Below are 16,068 nucleotides of genomic sequence, written 5' to 3' on the forward strand. Positions count from 1 at the left end.
CCAGGCAAAGCAAAAAAGCCGGACCTATCGCGCGTGGGATAGGCCCGGCTTTTTTGTGTCCCCAACCAATTATCTCCATCCTCGACTGACAAAACACCAGCATGGATACAAGCATCTCAGAATAGCGTTTAAGCACGCAATTATAATAGAGGTAGAATGTTGAGACCAGTCAGGGAGGGTTTTATGCAAGCACTACCCAGCACAGGTATTACCATCAAACAATACGGAAAATTTCACATACGCGAGCTACGAACGCCACCAGAACAGCAGCCTCTTGGCATGCTGCAAATCTCCCTCGAACAAGCCACCACACCCGAACAAGATGCGACAGATGAATTATTTATAGGCTACATTCCAGCCCAAAACAGTGATCTCCCATTTGTCCAGCAACGCATCCGCTTCTGGGTACTGGAGCAGCAAAGCCAGCTCAATCAAGTAGAGCAATGGATGAGCGATACCTTCGATGCAGAAACTCTAGAAAAAATGCAAGAGCTTAATAACATTCTAGAAGACAGATATCGTAAAGTTCTACAGGCTTTGCAAGAGATAGATCATAGCCATCAAGGCTAAATAAAACCCCAGACTCAAGACGCCAGATATCCAGGCAGCCTTTTAATATTGTGCAGGCTGCCTGGATATCAAATCAAATCACTTCAGTTATATAGGTACTACACGACTAGGAAAAGCGGCGTAGAGGCGCGCCGATCTCGTACAAATGCTGCAAAATTTCTTTGAAGGATTGTAATACGTATGTTTCATGATAAGGTATGTTGCGCTCTTCACAAAAGAGTTTTACCAGGCCACGCGCCTCTTTTAATTTGTTGCGCGGCATACTGGGGAAAAGATGGTGCTCAATCTGATAATTTAAGCCACCATAGATGAAGTCAACCAGAGGATTGCCGTAGATGTTGCGCGAGGTCATTACCTGGCGATGCAAGAAACCTACCTTACTCTCTTTATCTAAGACTGGCATGCCTTTATGGTTTGGCGCGAAAATGGAGCCCAGGTAGAAGCCGGCCACCGCTTGATTCAATGCGATGAAAATGAGCGCCTGCCAGAAATTCATACGCGAGAAAACGACTGCAAAGTAGAGCACAAAGTGGGCAATCATCGAAGCCCATTCCAATGCATAGTACTTTGTTTTACCACGCAGCAAAAATTTAACGCTATTAACCTGCAAACCAATAGCCACCGTCATTAAAGCGGGCAAAAAGATGAGCGCCTGATGCTTCACCAGGAATTGTCTGAACTTGCTAATATTTGTTACATCTTCCTTACCGGTGAACTCTAGAAATGGAATTTCGATATCAGGATCCATATCAACCTGATTGGGATGGCTATGATGGCTATTATGTTTATCTAACCACCAGGCATAGCTCATGCCAATGCATAAATTCCCGCCAACTAAACCAATGAGATCGTGCTTCCAGGAATGATGGAACATCTGACGATGGCCCGCCTCGTGGCTGAGCAGGCCAATTTGAGCGAACACGAAGGCCATGAAAACTGCGTTGATGAGCTGCAATAGAAAAGAATTGACGACGAGGAGAAAAACCATGCTAAGTGCCAGCAAGCCAATCAGTAAGAGCACACGGTATGTATAATAAACCGGCTGCTTATCTAGTAGGCCACGCTTTTTTACAATTTTCTTTAACTCAGCGAAATCACGATTAGATGTTTCAGAGGTGTACTGATCGAGGGGGGTATCATTGCCAGGTAATGTGAGCAATGCATTCGTTTTCATTCACGGCTTCCTTAATATACAAATCTGTATACTAGGTGATATTGTCTGAATATCACCTGTTGAATTAACTGATGAAATTTATAGTATCTGAGCGATGGGTACAAATTATTGTACTTTCACAGGATGAAAGAAGCAGGATAATGATCAAACGTCCTCCTTGACCCTTGTTTCTCAAACATCATTGTGTAATGCGCTCTCATAAAAGCCATCATCTATATGAGACAAAGATTGATGAATTTGTTTCAGGACATTCCCAGAATAGATAAAAAAGATGCGGACGGGCGCAGGCGCGCCCGTCCGCATCTTTTTTATGGTGCAAAAATTGCGCTGTGCGCAATTTTTGCACCATAAAATAAATACTGCTTGAGCGCAAAAGGCGCGTGGGACCATGAGCGAAGAGCGCAAAGGACGTGTGCTTTCACACCTGCGGGGTTCAACATTGTTTAGAATGTGCGCTCAACATTGTTTAGAATATGCGCCCGAGCTGTTTTTATAATGTGGTGTAGAAAATGCTCCTGGAGCATTTTCTACACCACATTATAAAAACAGCTCGGGCGCGCCAGCGCACGTCCTCATATTAAATCAGGTTAGGAGGCTTGCCAGATTTTGATGACACCAGGACCATTGGTGGTGCCAGTGGGTGCGTTATCGCTGGAAGCCAGGTATTTTGCGTCAGGTGACCAGGAGAGGCTGCTAATGGGATTGGTGTGTTCAGTATAGTTAAAAACTTCATTCCCACTGCCAGCATTCCAAATGTGGACTGAGGTATTAGCGGTAGCAATAAAATTGCCATCTGGTGACCAGGCGACTAGCGTGGTTTTACCAGCGTGGGTATCTAAAACGCCTACTGGCCTGTTCGCATTTTTGACATTCCAGATCTGTACACTATTAGATGCAGAGACTAAAAACTTGTCATCGGGCGACCAAGCGACAGAGGTGACTTTACCAGCAGTCGCGTACTTTATGACATTGGAGCCTTTGGTGGCGTCCCAGACAGCCAGAACCCCATCAGCCCCGGCAGAAGCAATGCGTTTACTATCAGATGACCAGGCGATCGATAAGACATCTTTCTTATGGCCACGATAGGTAAAAAGGGTTTTACCAGTTGTCGCGTTCCAGATATCTACCCATGACGCAAGTTGCGTGCCTGCATTTTTCGCTTCGCCCAGATAGGTATATGCGGTAGCAATCATGGTATGATCTGGCGACCAGGCCAGCGCGCTCACATGTAATGTTCCATGGGAGTTATGCTTCTGTGCCTGTGTGGTATAGACAAACTTTTGATTGCCTGACTGTGCATCCCAGATCGCGATTTCTGAGCTGCCGGTAACTAGATATTTGCCATCAGGGGACCAGGCAAGGGCTGTGGCAGCAGCTCCTTTAGTATTCAAGGTCACTGTATGAGCACCCGTTAAGGCATCCCAGATCTGCACATTCGAACTGGCTGATGCTACACGATCCCCCAGCGGCGACCAGGATGCTGCGTATACCCCGCCGGTGGATGGTCCATTATAGGTAAACATTGTTTTGCCAACTTTTCCACTGGCCTGAATAGATGCAAACGATTGCAGAAGCAGACTTCCAACCACAATAACAGGTAGTAGAACAGCCCCAAGAAGAATAATACGCAAAGCATAGACATCAAAACGATTGACGCGGGTTAATTTTTTCCCTGACGGGCCTACGCCTTGCCTGGTTGCTGACTGAGGAGAAGCATTTGCAATACTATTTCTCATTTGTCATTTACCTTTTATACATTTTTAAAATATAATGCCCACCCCATTATAGAATGCGATATTCCTATAATACAAGACTCAATAAAACAAATTCGAATCTAATAATATAAAGTACTAACGGAAACTGTAAATGTAACAAAAAAATTCCGCAACGATATAATATTTAATCTGTGCATGGATTAGATATTATATCATTGCGGCGTGGCTCACTTATTAATCGAAGTACCACATTTAGCGCAAAAGCCCGCGCCTTGTTTTAGTTCTGCATTACAACGTGGGCAATAAGATTTCTGAGGTTTTAGTAGTGTGCCGCACCAGGAACAGTAAATATCATCGGTATCATTTAGCTTATGGCAAGAAGCGCATGGTTTTTGGGCCGGGATGCTGGAAGCGGTCCATTCAGCATGTGGCTTTGCCTGTGATTCTGAAGCTGGTTGCTCATAAGAAGAGGTTGTGGACCAGGGAGGAGTGCCAGTAGATGCAGACTGCTGTTGCATCTGCGCTTCAACATGGGGTGGGACAGGTCCCATTTTGACATCGGGACGCTGCTGTAGAACAACCGTATCCAATGTCTCAAACAGAAAGCCCTCCATGCTTGCCTGGCGTAATACACCGGCACCAGTGGTTAAAATTAGCGGCCAGAAAAAGATCATGCCTAATAGTCCAGTGGCAGCCTTCTCTTCCCAGTGATGTTCTCCAACCAGAGCCACGACACCACCCGGTACATTGCGTAAAATAACCGTCAGCGCGGCCTGCATACCCAGAATAGCCTCAAAATCGCCGCCTTTACGCAGCTGCACAACCATATGGCCCGGGTTGCCAAAATGCTGCACCTGATATCCCTGGGATACAAAGATCAGTTCAAAGTCTCGGATCATACGGTCAACATTTAAATTGGGAGATTGATAAAAACGTGTACTCATAATATTTTATCCTCTACAATATATGGTAGAAATTTAATCCTGCTAACAATATAAAGTGGATTTCTTCCGATGAATGCGTCAGGCTCCCATCAGCATGGGAAGTTTGTCGCTCCTGTGCGGGCGGGCGCTGGCGCGCCTGCACCTATTTTTCTTCTGCGGGACAAAGTGCGCTCGGCGCACTTTGTCCCGCAGAAGAAATTCCTATATGAGCGCCGCAGGCGCGAAAGTGCATACACAAAAGGTTCTTTGACGCTGGGAATTTAACACTTTCTATGAAATAGACGCCAGTAGTTAAGGGATTTAACGGTCCGGTTAGATCTGATCAAAAGAGCCGATTATGATTACCAGCAGGCAAGTTTTGATCGATAAATATAAAATCATCAATTAAAAAGAGAGGTGAAGTCAAATATATCATAAAAATAATCCTTGTATGCTAAAAGAGTTATAAACATTTAGAGTTCAAGGGGATTGTATTATGCATCAACCACAGCACAAACTTAAAAATGTAGCTCACTTTTGTGCTCATAACAATTGCGCGCATCTATCGCATCTCTATACCCTTGGACTCCCACTGATCTTTTTGTTGCTGGCAGGCATATTTCTCTTAAAAGCTGCTGTGCAGGCACATCCTAAGGAGAGACGAAAAAGCCTGAAATATAGTGGCTTGACCTTCTTACTGGCACTATTATCTCTATCACAGCAATGGTTCTGGATTTTGCCGGGGCTAGCCCTCTACAAGCTTCTACCGCTGGTAACAGGACTTCTCAGTAAAAATGTAGCTCGCAATGGCAGCACATCTCAAGCAGCGCCTGCTTCCAGACCAGCCAGCTATAGCCTGAAGGGCAGCAAAACAGCAGAAGAAGGAGAGGCTGCTCTGCACTATCAATATCTATCATCATATTATTCTTATGATGAACAACCGCAGGCTCTTTATCCGCAAGCCATACCTCCCAGATAAAAATAAGTTATGATGTAATGGAAATAAGACCCACCAATCCAGATTCCTGCTGGAACAATGGGTCTTATTGTATTAGAAGAAAGCGAAAGACATGGGCGCTAATACATGTAGGAACATGTAATGATCTTTCACCTTCGACGCGCACACATCATAATGAAGGCACCGAGGCTAAGCTAAATCAGCGGCTACCTCTTACTCACAGTGAGAGCGGTGGCGGCGATAGTGGCGATGGGACTCACGATAGCAATCATTCTCATAATGACGATCATCACAATCATCATGGCGATCACAATCATCGTTGCGATAGCAATCACCACCGTGACCGCCATTCACTTTAGCCAGCTCCAGCTCATCTAATTCGGTCTCAGGAGCCTGTGCAATCAAATTGGCACTCTGGTTGTTACGGAAAATGTTCAAAAGTTTCATGTGGGCGTTTCCTTTCATTGTTTGCCTGTGTATACCACAAGCAAATGCTTGTATCTCAATATCCAACTACTTGTTCGTAAAAACCAACACCGTTTGGCCTCGATCTCCTATGTACAGCAGTATAGCCGCGCAGAGAATAAAATGCAGTGAACTACTCCACATGTTTTTTGTGAATTAAACCACATCTTATGTAATTCTGCATGCCTGGTATAAAACGATGTGCAGCATAAAAACATGAAGGAACAATCATAATTCTCTGGCTTGCTCGTCATCTCTCTGCGATCTCCGGACAAACATGAAAAAGCCCTGAGGCCTGCATGATTGCTGTTGACAAGAAAGGCCGGGCATATTAGGCTTGTATACGCAGCATTCAGCCCAATATAAGCTAGTAGAGGTAACGATCTATGCCACACTTTGATGAGCTATTCCTCACCCAGATTAGAAATCGCACCGAGGCAACATGGCGTGATTACCAGCCACTGACCTTTGAGCAGTTTCTCGCGCAAGATACCATGAGTTGTATCTGGCACAAAGGCACAACATGGTTGGGATTAAGTGATGGGGAGATAGACTCGATTGAGAAGCAGTGGTCCGTCCGCTTTCCGCCCGATTACCGCTTGTTTCTAAAAATTTTGCACTGCCTGGATAAACCAATTACTATCGCCACCTATGATAGTGACACCCGAAAAATCATTCCCTGCGACTCGCCATTCCTGCCAAATTGGAAAAAAGATAGCGAGAGCATAAAAAACACCTACCAACAATTGATTGATGATCTCACATATGATGTGTTACAGAATAATGTATGGAAGCCCGGCTGGGGTCGTAAACCAATCACCAAATATGGTCTAAAGCAGCAACTTGAAGCACTGATTGAGCGCGCGCCCAAACTGATACCGATCTACGGGCATCGCTTCTTATTAGCCGAACCACATGAGTGCGGCAATCCTATCTTATCGTTGCATCACTCAGATATTATTATCTATGCACCCGATCTCTATCATTTTTTCTGCAAAGACTTTGCAGAACTATTAGAATTTGATGCTCAGAAGCTCCACGCTATTAACATTGAAGGTGATCAACTCAGCCAAAAGAGGCGCAAAGAATACAAAACGATACCATTCTGGGGTGAACTCTTGTAGTTTCATGGTATTTGAAGGCTTCATTACCTGGCGGGTTGCCAGATAAAACACCAATTGACAGAACCGAAGCATGCGTTTTGTTAAATTTTAGTCCTAAAAATGCAACGTTTTGATGTCCAAATCGATTATAATAGACATAGAGATATATACACGTTTATCTTTATGACCAATTTCTATTTTATATTCTAAACTCATGTCCAGGAGGCACAGTTCATAATGGTTCATTACCAGCCCCGGCGGCGCTCTCACCAGGTGCTGTCGTTGATGAGTGTCACCTTACTTCTTTTGGTGATGCTAAGTGCTTGTGGCGATCCACAAGTACAGAGCAACGCATCAACAGATAAGGCCGCGCTTGACAAAGCGATCGCCCACGCTCAAAGCGTCGGGGTGCCAGACACTCTTCTTCACCCTATCCTGAATCAGGAAAATAAAATCAACAATACAAATGAACCAGTGACACTCTTCTCTACTCAACCTGCCACTGATTATTACTCAAATCTTGCCAGAAACTATCAAACATTAACAGTACAAGTACGAGGGCTTGAATCGCAAGCCACACAGCAGTATGGGCACCAGGCATCAATAGACTTAAAAGACTTCTCCTCAATTCTTTCACAGCGGCAAACGCAGGGCTTTGTAGAGGCCCAAAACTTTACCAATACGCTTACCCAGGTCCAGAATGAGATGAACCAGGCTCAGCTCCCTAAACAGTTTATCCAGGTCAGCCAGAAGTCGCAGCAAGCGACCCAGGCGCTACGACTGCTAGGTACCGCTAATGACGAGCTAACTTCATTCCAGGCACTCATTAAAACCCTTAAGAGTTCAAATCTGGACACAACGGCCCTGGATCAGCAGGAGACAGAGGACGTCCAACAGTTCCGTCAGGCCACTACCCCCGCCGACTTTAACCAGATCATTAAAAATCTCAATGCTCAATCGCAAACGGCGAATACGATCTCAACGCAGGCCGTCCCTTATGTAGGGCAGTTTAAGTTGGGACAATTCCAGGCTTCCATTGATAAAGTGAAAAGTTATGGGGGCAATGCAGACCAGTATCAGAAACAGTATGATGCCGATAAGGCCCTGTTAGATAGTGGGAACTTTGTCAAATTCTCAGCCCAGCTTGAGCAGAATATGTCAGACATTCGTGTTCCGCTACTTCAATTGCAAGCGACCCACGATGTCAACCAGCTAATGGATGATACCAAGAACTGGGTCATGCCCACCAGTACCATGATGATTGGAATGGTCAATCCTATGACCAGGCATATGATTATTGGAATGGTACTGTATATGATCTGAATACAGAGCTTTCCAATGCACAAACGGCTGATGATTATCAAGCGATCATTGATGCAGCCAAAGATCAGCGTACGCTCTTCGGCGGTATGCAGACAGACGCAGTCGATCCAACCCCATACAATGTTCCTCATCAGAGCGATCTGGCTTTGATGAAAGCCTTTAATGCAACTACAGGCAAGGTTCTTGTAACCTCGCTGTACAACGGTGCACTGCGTGTCTATCAAGATGGCAAACTGATACGTTCGATACTGGTGGTATCAGGCATGCCCGAAAAGCCATCCCCTCCGGGAGTCACAACCATCACTAATCGGCAGTCGCCGGCCACCTTTAAAGCATTTGATCAAAATAAGAATTCGCCTTTCTATTATCCAGCGACAAAGATCAATTACGCCATGATGTATCACACAGGCGAATATTATTATCACGATAGCTGGTGGAGGACAGACGACGATTACGGTCCGGGCAAGCAATTTCCGCATTATGCGCCAGCGGCCAACAACGAAGGAACACACGGTTGTATTAATATGTCACTGTCCGAGGCGGCCTGGTTGTGGAACTTCACCACACCATCTAGCCCCAACGGCACAGATACAGTTACATCTATCGTGTACTAAGCTGCACGGCTAGCGCAAAAATTGAGGGAACCCACGTGTGCGGGTTCCCTTTTTTATGTCAGCAGAGAAGAAGACGACCGACCAGCTTATTCAGCTGACGGGATAACTGGCAGTATGACAGCTGAGGGATGTTCGGCATCGTGATAGATACGCTGCTCGGCCACAGCCAGCTCGCTGGTTATACCCAGTGGTGCCCCTGTATTCTGGTTACGATCATATTTAGGGAAAGCACTGGAGGTAACCTGGACACAGATACGATGGCCAGCTTTAAAAACCTGTGAAACATTCCAACAATCAATGGTGTATTGATAGATCTGCCCGGGCTCAATGAGTTCAGGCTTATCCATACCATTGCGGAAACGGGCGCGCACCATACTATCGCAGAGACGTTGCCGGAAACCATTGGGCCAGACATCAATCAGCATGGCCATAAAATCAGTATCGGGCGCGGAAGAGGATGCATAGAGATTAACCGTAATAGGTCCGGTAACCTCCACATCTTCCTGCAACGGCTCACTGGCATAGACCAGAACATCATCTCGGCGCTGCAAAGACGAATAGTCGTCCGGACCACCAATCTGAGAAGAGGTCGCATCAGTAATAAAGGGGACCGCATTTGCTGGATCGTAGAGATAGGTATCAGCTGGCTCGGTGTCTGGTTGGATAGGAGAAAGCAGGCCATTCCCAAAACGGCTATTAGCACGTCCCTGGCTATGAAAATAGTAAGGCGTCCAGCGAGTACGAGCGAGTGGCCATTCCTGTTCATTGCGCCACTCATTATTACCCATCACAAAAATGCGTACCGGAGCCCCGACCTCAACAGGTTGGCCTTTAAGATAACGATCATACCAGCGCAACTGCTCTGCGCGCATATCAATAATGGCTTGAGGGCCAAAATCGACATCACCAATCCTGGAATCCGCGTTGGTATTATGGCCCCAGGGACCCATCAATAAACGCTGATTCACGCGTGCCTCAGGGGTCGCGCCTTTAGTAGTCATGCCAATATAATTCAGTGGTGTACCGATCTGCTCATCATCGTACCAACCCGAGATATGCAGGGCAGGCACATCAACCCGATCAAATTTCTGTTGATAGCACAATGGTTCCCAGTAGGAGTCCAGCTGGGTATGCTGCATTTCAGTACGCCAGGATGAGATGCTTCTACCAACACTCTCATCCATTGTCAGCAACGGCAGATGCTGATAAACCTGCTCCCACTCCACCACTTCCATTGATTGAAGCGCACGGCCGCTAACCAGGTGCAACCAGCACAAATGCATCGGGCTGGGTGTCCCGGTAGGAGTTTCAACAAAAGGATCAGAGGGGGGCACCAGCACAACCATGGCTTTAAGGTGTGGCGGACGCTCCACCGCAGTAAGCCATTGGATACGACCACCATATGAGGCTCCAATTGTCCCTACATTGCCATTCGACCAGGGCTGATTGGCGCACCACTCAACGGCATCATAGCCATCACGCCCCTCATTAAAATAGGGTACGAAATCGCCATCAGAATCGCCACGTCCGCGAACATCCATCGCCACAAAGATATAGCCGTGGCGCACAAAATACTTGGCGGTCTGCAGGCTGACCTCGGCCTTCATATATGGTGTACGCGATAAAATAACCGGGCGCGGACCAGGCTGCTGCATTTTACCGACCGGCATATAAATGTCAGCGGATAAGGTAATGCCATCGCGCATCGGAACACGTTGATCAAACTGAATTTGTAACTCACGAGGATATGCTGTTGTCATTAAAAAGCTTCTCCCTACCTGGTTAATATATAGCAAAGTCTACCACAGAGCAGGCAAGCATAAAACAAATACTGGTAAATATTCAAGTAGGAGTGTCACAAACTGGTAGTTTGCAACACTCCCTCCCAGAATCTCAGGCAGGTAGCACGATCTGTGCCTTTACGGATGTGGGTTTCATGTGGGTTGCAAACTTAAAAGCGTCAATGCTTTCCTGAAACGAGAAGGTATCGGTGATTAAGGGTTTTACATTTAGCTGACCGCTTCCAAGCAAGGCCAGGGCACGTGGATAAACATGGGCATAACGGAAGACGGTTTCGATACTGGCCTCCTTAGCCTGGGCCGCGACAATATCCAGAGCCACCGGAGCACCCGGCATGCCAATAAAAACAACGCGACCAGCCGGGCACAGAGGTTCAAAGACACTGGCCACAGACCTGGCATTGCCGCTCGCTTCGAACACAATATCTGCCCCCCAACCATCTGTCAGTCGTTGCACAACCTCAACCACACTCTGCTGAGCCACATTTACCGGCACAATCGGGCCCAGTTGCCGGGCCAGCTCCAGCTTCTCCTGGACCACATCAGTAATAACTACCTGGCTACATCCGCCAGCCAGTGCGGCTAACGCCGTAACCATCCCAATCGGGCCAGCCCCCATTACCACAGCCAGATCTCCGGGCTTGATTCTGGCCTTGGTGGCCGCGTGCATCCCAACGGCCAGCGGCTCAACCATAGCACCTTCAGCAAAGCTCACGGTGTCGGGCAATTTGAAGGTAAAGGCTGCCGGATGGACCACAAATGGAGTCAAACAACCATGCACTGGCGGCGTAGCCCAGAAGCGTACCGCCGGATCCAGGTTATAGATGCCAAGTCGACTGGCCTTGCTATTGGGATCAGGAATACCAGGCTCCATGCAGACGCGATCTCCCACTTTAAGATGGGTCACCTCGCCACCGCGCTCTACCACCGTGCCTGAAGCCTCGTGTCCCAACACCATCGGGGCCTGTACCACAAATTGACCAATAGCTCCATGCTCATAATAATGTACATCACTACCACAAATACCTACTGTATGAATAGCGATACGCACATCTTGTGAACCCAGCTCTGTTGGCAATTCAATGTCGCGCAACGACAACTCATGTGCCTTCTCCAAAACAAGAGCAACCATGACAAACCTTTCTTCATCAAAACAGATCAAACACCGATCTCAGCAATGCGACACGCACCAACCACACCCACCATCTTCCCTCCACCGCTTAATTACTCATAGTCTTTTGCATACAGTACAGGCCATTATAGCACTTCAGCTCTATCGTGAGTCTGCCAGAGCAGCTTAATATATACATTTATTGATGTTCTTCGGTGGGGACCGGATCAACTGGACGATCCTCATCAGACGCAGGAATAGGGCGTATCTTGTCCCAGGGAATACGCTCAGGGGTACCGATATCGTGCAAGTGAAGAGCATCATTATAGCGCACAAGCCGCCAACGTCGATCGGGTCCACGTTTCTGCCAGTGAGTAATGGAAGTATTGCGGGTTCTAAAGCCAGCCACTGGAACTGCCAGAGAGCTTAATTGATGAAAATAGATAAAAGAGCCATCAATCACACCACCATGACATACCAATACGATTGTCTTGTCTTCATAGGTACGGATAATGCGCTCTAGAGCAGTGCCGACACGCAATTGAAATTGACCCCAATTTTCACCATCAGGCGCGGGCTGCGTCAATGGGGTCTGTCTAAAATCAACCCAGCCAAATGTCTTTCGATATTCTTCAACCGATATACCATCTGGTCCACCTGGACGGATCTCCTGAATTTCCTCATCCAATAACAGCGGCAAATCCAGTGCGGGAGAGATAATCTCCGCTGTCTGTCGAGCACGACGCAAGGTACTGGCGATCAAGACATCAGCCTCGATCTCATGGGTAGCGGCCAGACGATCACGCAAATGCTCAGCCTGCATCACACCAAGTTGAGACAGTTCGCCATCACCAATTAAACCCTGGATAGCAGTTACCGCTTCTCCATGGCGAATTAAATACAAATTAGTAGTCATGAAGCCTCCAATTACTATTATTGAGTAGTAAATAAGCATTAACACTTCTAAATATAACTTATAAGGTCGGAGATCTGCAGTACTATCATAGTCACAAAGAGTGTCCGACCACTATCTGCCACGCTTAATACAGCTCGTCGTCAAAATAACAGCTGCCTGCAAAGTTCTCTAACCAGAGAATCTGCAGGCAGCTATTTTATATGTAATCAGAAACAATTCTAAGGACTAAACAAAAACATCAATCAGCTAAAAGAATATCACTATGGGTAAAACTAATGGCCACCATGGCTACCAGGACCTCCAGGACCTCCAGGGCCACTATGGCCACCAGGGCCACCATGATCTCCAGGGCCACCATGATCTCCAGGACCGCCGTGATCTCCAGGGCCACCATGATCTCCAGGACCGCCGTGATCTCCAGGGCCACCATAGCCGGAACCGCCATAGCCGGAACCGCCATAATAGCTACCAGGGTAACTATACTGATGACTGGATACCCAGGTTTGATATTGATAGAATGGGGGTAACCAGCTATGGCTATACCAATCCCACCAACCAGGAATATGATATTCATCACACCAGACCTGCCCATAGGGGCCATACCACCATCCTGGTGCATATAATCCGGCACACCAATCTGACGGCCATTGGCTGGGATCCGGATAGTAGGCTGGCTGAGCAACAGAAGAGGTCTGAGCCTCACAATTGCTCTTATTGTGGGTAACCTGAAGCGTATGGTTGGAAGAACACGACGGAGATGTGGTGGCAGCCAGAGCAGAATGACTGCTAAGAATACTGGCTGACAGAGCGAAGGCTACTGCCAGTACACCCAATCCGCTCTTTAGTAAATGCTTCTTACCTTTTTTCATAAGCATTTCCTTTCTTACCCGATTAATTGGAAAGGAGGCGTGTGAATGCGTAAAGCTTTGAAACATCACATCGCTACTTCCTCTCAAAACTCATTATAATAACCAAAAGAAATAGAAAATATTATATATAACTTTATAAAATATGTGTACACTTTTAAGGTATTAAGATATTTATATGGCATTAAATGCTGTGCATGTGAGCACACAGGCTAGCAAAATCCAGAACCCGAATAAGAAGATGGACATTCTTTCAGATGTGGAGTGTGGGTGGTGCCGCAGGCGCCAAAGAGGAACATGAAAAAGCCCTGTCTATACATGTGACAGGGTATACATGTGACAGCGAAATAAGTTACAGTATAAGGGTAAACGGCATATTGAGTGAGGAGAAATTGTATGGACCCGAATAGTACGCCTCGTCGCATTGCGATTGTCACCGGAGCCAGTCGTGCACATGGTATTGGTGCCGCTGTTTGCAAAGCGTTGGCAGCAGAAGGGACCGATATCTTTTTTACCTATTGGACAGCATTTGATCGCAACACATATGGCACCGCAGGCGAACCTGAAGCCTTGCAGGAGGCTATCTGGAAAACTGGAGTACGTTGTGTCAGAATGGAAGTCGATCAAGCGCAACCAGAAGCGGCCACACAAATTATGGATTTTGTCGAAGATCAGCTGGGTTCTCCGACCATACTGGTTAATAATGCTGCTTATTCAGCCCGGGATGGCTACGAGGAACTGGATGCCGCGATTCTGGACGCCCATTATGCAGTCAATATCCGAGGTACCCTGCTACTTAGCGTCGAATTTGCGCGACGCTTTCAGAGCACATTCAATGGGCACATCGTAAATTTGATTTCGGGACAGGCGCAACCTATGCCCGACGAGCTGGCCTATGGAGCCAGCAAAGGAGCCATTGAAGCCTTTACTATTTCTCTTGCAGCGGCCCTGGCCCCTAAGAGCATCACAGTCAACGCCATCGATCCAGGTCCGACCGATACAGGTTGGATGACAAAGGAACTTAAACGCCACCTCAACCAGATAGCGCCCCAGGGACGTATCGGTCAACCAGAAGATGCCGCCCGCCTGATTACGTTCTTAACCAGTGAAAATTCCAACTGGATTACCGGCCAGATCATCCATTCACGCGGCGGTATGTAGACACTATTCCCCACAGATAGCTGGCCAGATCAGAGCATCAACCGAACAAGTGCACCTGGGACAATTAGTCCCAGGCGTCTCCCAGGCGCGCCAGGCGCTCCCGATATTCAATACGTTCAAGCCACTCAGCTGGCCAGGCAGCCAGACCTAGATGCGCACCCGCAAAAGCACCCGTCAGGCAAGCAATCGAGTCAGAGTCACCCGAACTTACAGCGGCACGTTGAATAGCTGAGATAGGGTCTTCAGGATACATCAAGAAGCAATACAGGCCGGTAGCTAAAGCTTCTTCGGCAATCCAACCAGCACCAGTAGCCAGACAAGGATCTCCCTGGCGATCTATCTGTTGCATAGCATAGTGCAAACGCTCCAAAGCAATCAGGCATTCATCCCACCCACGCTCAATAAAGTTGGCGGGCGACGAAGCTGCTGGACGATGCCAGAGCGGTCCCAGCCAATCGGCATGATAAATTGAGCGCTGGCTATGAGCATAATCGATCAAACGTTCAGGCAAATCCGCTGGTTCGCCGCCTGCTACCAGGTCAGCAACGACATAAGCTGTAAGATCAGCCGCCGCCAGACCAGTTGGATGGCCATGGGTCAGGGCCGCTTGAAATTGCGCGATAGCGGCCCGACTCTGAGCCGTCACCCCGCTGTTGCTAGCCGTCAACAACCCTACTGGTGCTACACGCATATTTGCGCCGCAACCCTTAGAATGATTAATCGTAGCTTTATACCATGGTAAGCCGCAAGCCAGGTACTCGCAGGCGTGGATACAGGTCATGCCTGGAGCACGATTATTCTCTGGACTTTCATTCCAGGCAATAAACGCATCCCGCAGAGGATCTTCCAGGGTCTTAGCAGTATATGGTTGCTCCGCTTGCAGCAGGGCCTCTCCCACAGCCAATGTCATCTGCGTATCATCGGTCACGCGGGCAGGAGAACTCTGGGCCAACTCACGAGGTCCTACGGGTGGATAGCGGTGGAGAATTTCGTCAACGGAAAGGAATTCAGTGTCGGCACCCAAAGCGTCTCCATAAGCCAATCCAAAGAGGCATCCTGATGCGCGTTGTGTGCGAAGGCTTCTATCGATAGAATTTTGCATATATGTACATACTCTCTGACTTTAAACATAGCAAAGATGATAGAATGACTCTAATATATCATAGTAAGAATTACATTGTATAGAGGATCTCAAGCGCTGCCTGCGGCGTCGATCAAATAAGTAAGGGAGGGGCGATGGCCATGGGACTGCCGTCCCCCGGCACCCCCTGCTTCGATACGCATACATAGAATGTGCCAGACTCTCATCTGGACGCTTGAGCGCTCCCACCCGGGCGTCCGCATGCGCGGCCGCGCTGGTTTTCTAAGTT

The 16,068-nt window shown here is 47.6% G+C and carries 15 protein-coding genes; 6 read left to right on the forward strand and 9 right to left on the reverse strand.

The features are described 5' to 3' along the window. Nucleotides 1-183 precede the first annotated feature (183 nt). Nucleotides 184-570: a hypothetical protein gene (locus tag EL645_RS30630; RefSeq protein WP_126555953.1), complete on the forward strand. Its 387-nt coding sequence runs from the start codon at nt 184-186 to the stop codon at nt 568-570. Between the two features lie 106 nt (nt 571-676). Here EL645_RS30630 and EL645_RS30635 read toward each other — a convergent pair whose 3' ends face one another. The 3 genes from EL645_RS30635 to EL645_RS30645 form a co-directional block, all read right to left on the reverse strand. Then, nucleotides 677-1,744 carry a fatty acid desaturase family protein gene (locus EL645_RS30635; protein ID WP_126555956.1) on the reverse strand — a complete coding sequence of 356 codons (1,068 nt, stop codon included), beginning with the start codon at nt 1,742-1,744 and terminating at the stop codon, nt 677-679. Between the two features lie 587 nt (nt 1,745-2,331). Beyond that, nucleotides 2,332-3,480 carry a WD40 repeat domain-containing protein gene (locus tag EL645_RS30640; RefSeq protein WP_126555959.1) on the reverse strand — a complete coding sequence of 383 codons (1,149 nt, stop codon included), beginning with the start codon at nt 3,478-3,480 and terminating at the stop codon, nt 2,332-2,334. Between the two features lie 206 nt (nt 3,481-3,686). Beyond that, the gene (locus EL645_RS30645; RefSeq protein WP_126555962.1) at nt 3,687-4,403 is read right to left on the reverse strand and encodes a zinc ribbon domain-containing protein; all 717 of its coding nucleotides are present in this window, start codon (nt 4,401-4,403) and stop codon (nt 3,687-3,689) included. A 475-nt stretch (nt 4,404-4,878) separates the two neighbouring features. Here EL645_RS30645 and EL645_RS30650 point away from each other — a divergent pair, with 475 nt between their 5' ends. Beyond that, nucleotides 4,879-5,361 (forward strand): hypothetical protein, encoded by a 483-nt coding sequence (locus EL645_RS30650; RefSeq protein WP_126555965.1) that lies wholly within the window; start codon nt 4,879-4,881, stop codon nt 5,359-5,361. Between the two features lie 192 nt (nt 5,362-5,553). Here EL645_RS30650 and EL645_RS30655 read toward each other — a convergent pair whose 3' ends face one another. Continuing rightward, complete coding sequence (locus EL645_RS30655; protein WP_126555968.1) at nt 5,554-5,787, reverse strand: hypothetical protein; 234 nt, start codon at nt 5,785-5,787, stop codon at nt 5,554-5,556. Nucleotides 5,788-6,191: 404 nt separating this feature from the next. Between EL645_RS30655 and EL645_RS30660 the strand changes: the two genes are divergently transcribed. From EL645_RS30660 to EL645_RS30670, 3 genes are all read left to right on the forward strand, one after another. Beyond that, entirely contained in the window at nt 6,192-6,929 is a 738-nt protein-coding gene (locus EL645_RS30660; protein WP_126555971.1) for an SMI1/KNR4 family protein, read from the forward strand. Between the two features lie 216 nt (nt 6,930-7,145). Continuing rightward, the gene (locus tag EL645_RS30665; protein ID WP_126555974.1) at nt 7,146-8,231 is read left to right on the forward strand and encodes a hypothetical protein; all 1,086 of its coding nucleotides are present in this window, start codon (nt 7,146-7,148) and stop codon (nt 8,229-8,231) included. Between the two features lie 86 nt (nt 8,232-8,317). After that, nucleotides 8,318-8,845 carry a L,D-transpeptidase gene (locus tag EL645_RS30670; RefSeq protein ID WP_126555977.1) on the forward strand — a complete coding sequence of 176 codons (528 nt, stop codon included), beginning with the start codon at nt 8,318-8,320 and terminating at the stop codon, nt 8,843-8,845. Nucleotides 8,846-8,931: 86 nt separating this feature from the next. Here the strand turns inward: EL645_RS30670 and EL645_RS30675 are convergent, their stop codons facing one another. From EL645_RS30675 to EL645_RS30690, 4 genes are all read right to left on the reverse strand, one after another. Next, nucleotides 8,932-10,605: a CocE/NonD family hydrolase gene (locus tag EL645_RS30675; RefSeq protein ID WP_126555980.1), complete on the reverse strand. Its 1,674-nt coding sequence runs from the start codon at nt 10,603-10,605 to the stop codon at nt 8,932-8,934. 133 nt (nt 10,606-10,738) lie between these two features. Next, on the reverse strand, nt 10,739-11,776 hold the full coding sequence (locus EL645_RS30680; RefSeq protein ID WP_126555984.1) for an NAD(P)-dependent alcohol dehydrogenase: 1,038 nt from the start codon (nt 11,774-11,776) through the stop codon (nt 10,739-10,741). A gap of 178 nt (nt 11,777-11,954) precedes the next feature. After that, the gene (locus EL645_RS30685; RefSeq protein WP_126555987.1) at nt 11,955-12,671 is read right to left on the reverse strand and encodes a histidine phosphatase family protein; all 717 of its coding nucleotides are present in this window, start codon (nt 12,669-12,671) and stop codon (nt 11,955-11,957) included. Nucleotides 12,672-12,909: 238 nt separating this feature from the next. Continuing rightward, nucleotides 12,910-13,374, reverse strand: a complete 465-nt coding sequence (locus tag EL645_RS30690; protein ID WP_126555990.1) for a hypothetical protein — start codon at nt 13,372-13,374, stop codon at nt 12,910-12,912. Nucleotides 13,375-13,933: 559 nt separating this feature from the next. Between EL645_RS30690 and EL645_RS30695 the strand changes: the two genes are divergently transcribed. Then, nucleotides 13,934-14,698 (forward strand): SDR family oxidoreductase, encoded by a 765-nt coding sequence (locus tag EL645_RS30695; RefSeq protein ID WP_126555993.1) that lies wholly within the window; start codon nt 13,934-13,936, stop codon nt 14,696-14,698. 64 nt (nt 14,699-14,762) lie between these two features. Here EL645_RS30695 and EL645_RS30700 read toward each other — a convergent pair whose 3' ends face one another. Beyond that, nucleotides 14,763-15,800, reverse strand: a complete 1,038-nt coding sequence (locus tag EL645_RS30700; protein WP_126555996.1) for an ADP-ribosylglycohydrolase family protein — start codon at nt 15,798-15,800, stop codon at nt 14,763-14,765. Nucleotides 15,801-16,068 lie beyond the last annotated feature (268 nt).

The sequence above is a fragment of the Dictyobacter kobayashii genome (assembly GCF_003967555.1).
Taxonomy (GTDB): Bacteria; Chloroflexota; Ktedonobacteria; order Ktedonobacterales; family Ktedonobacteraceae; genus Dictyobacter; species Dictyobacter kobayashii.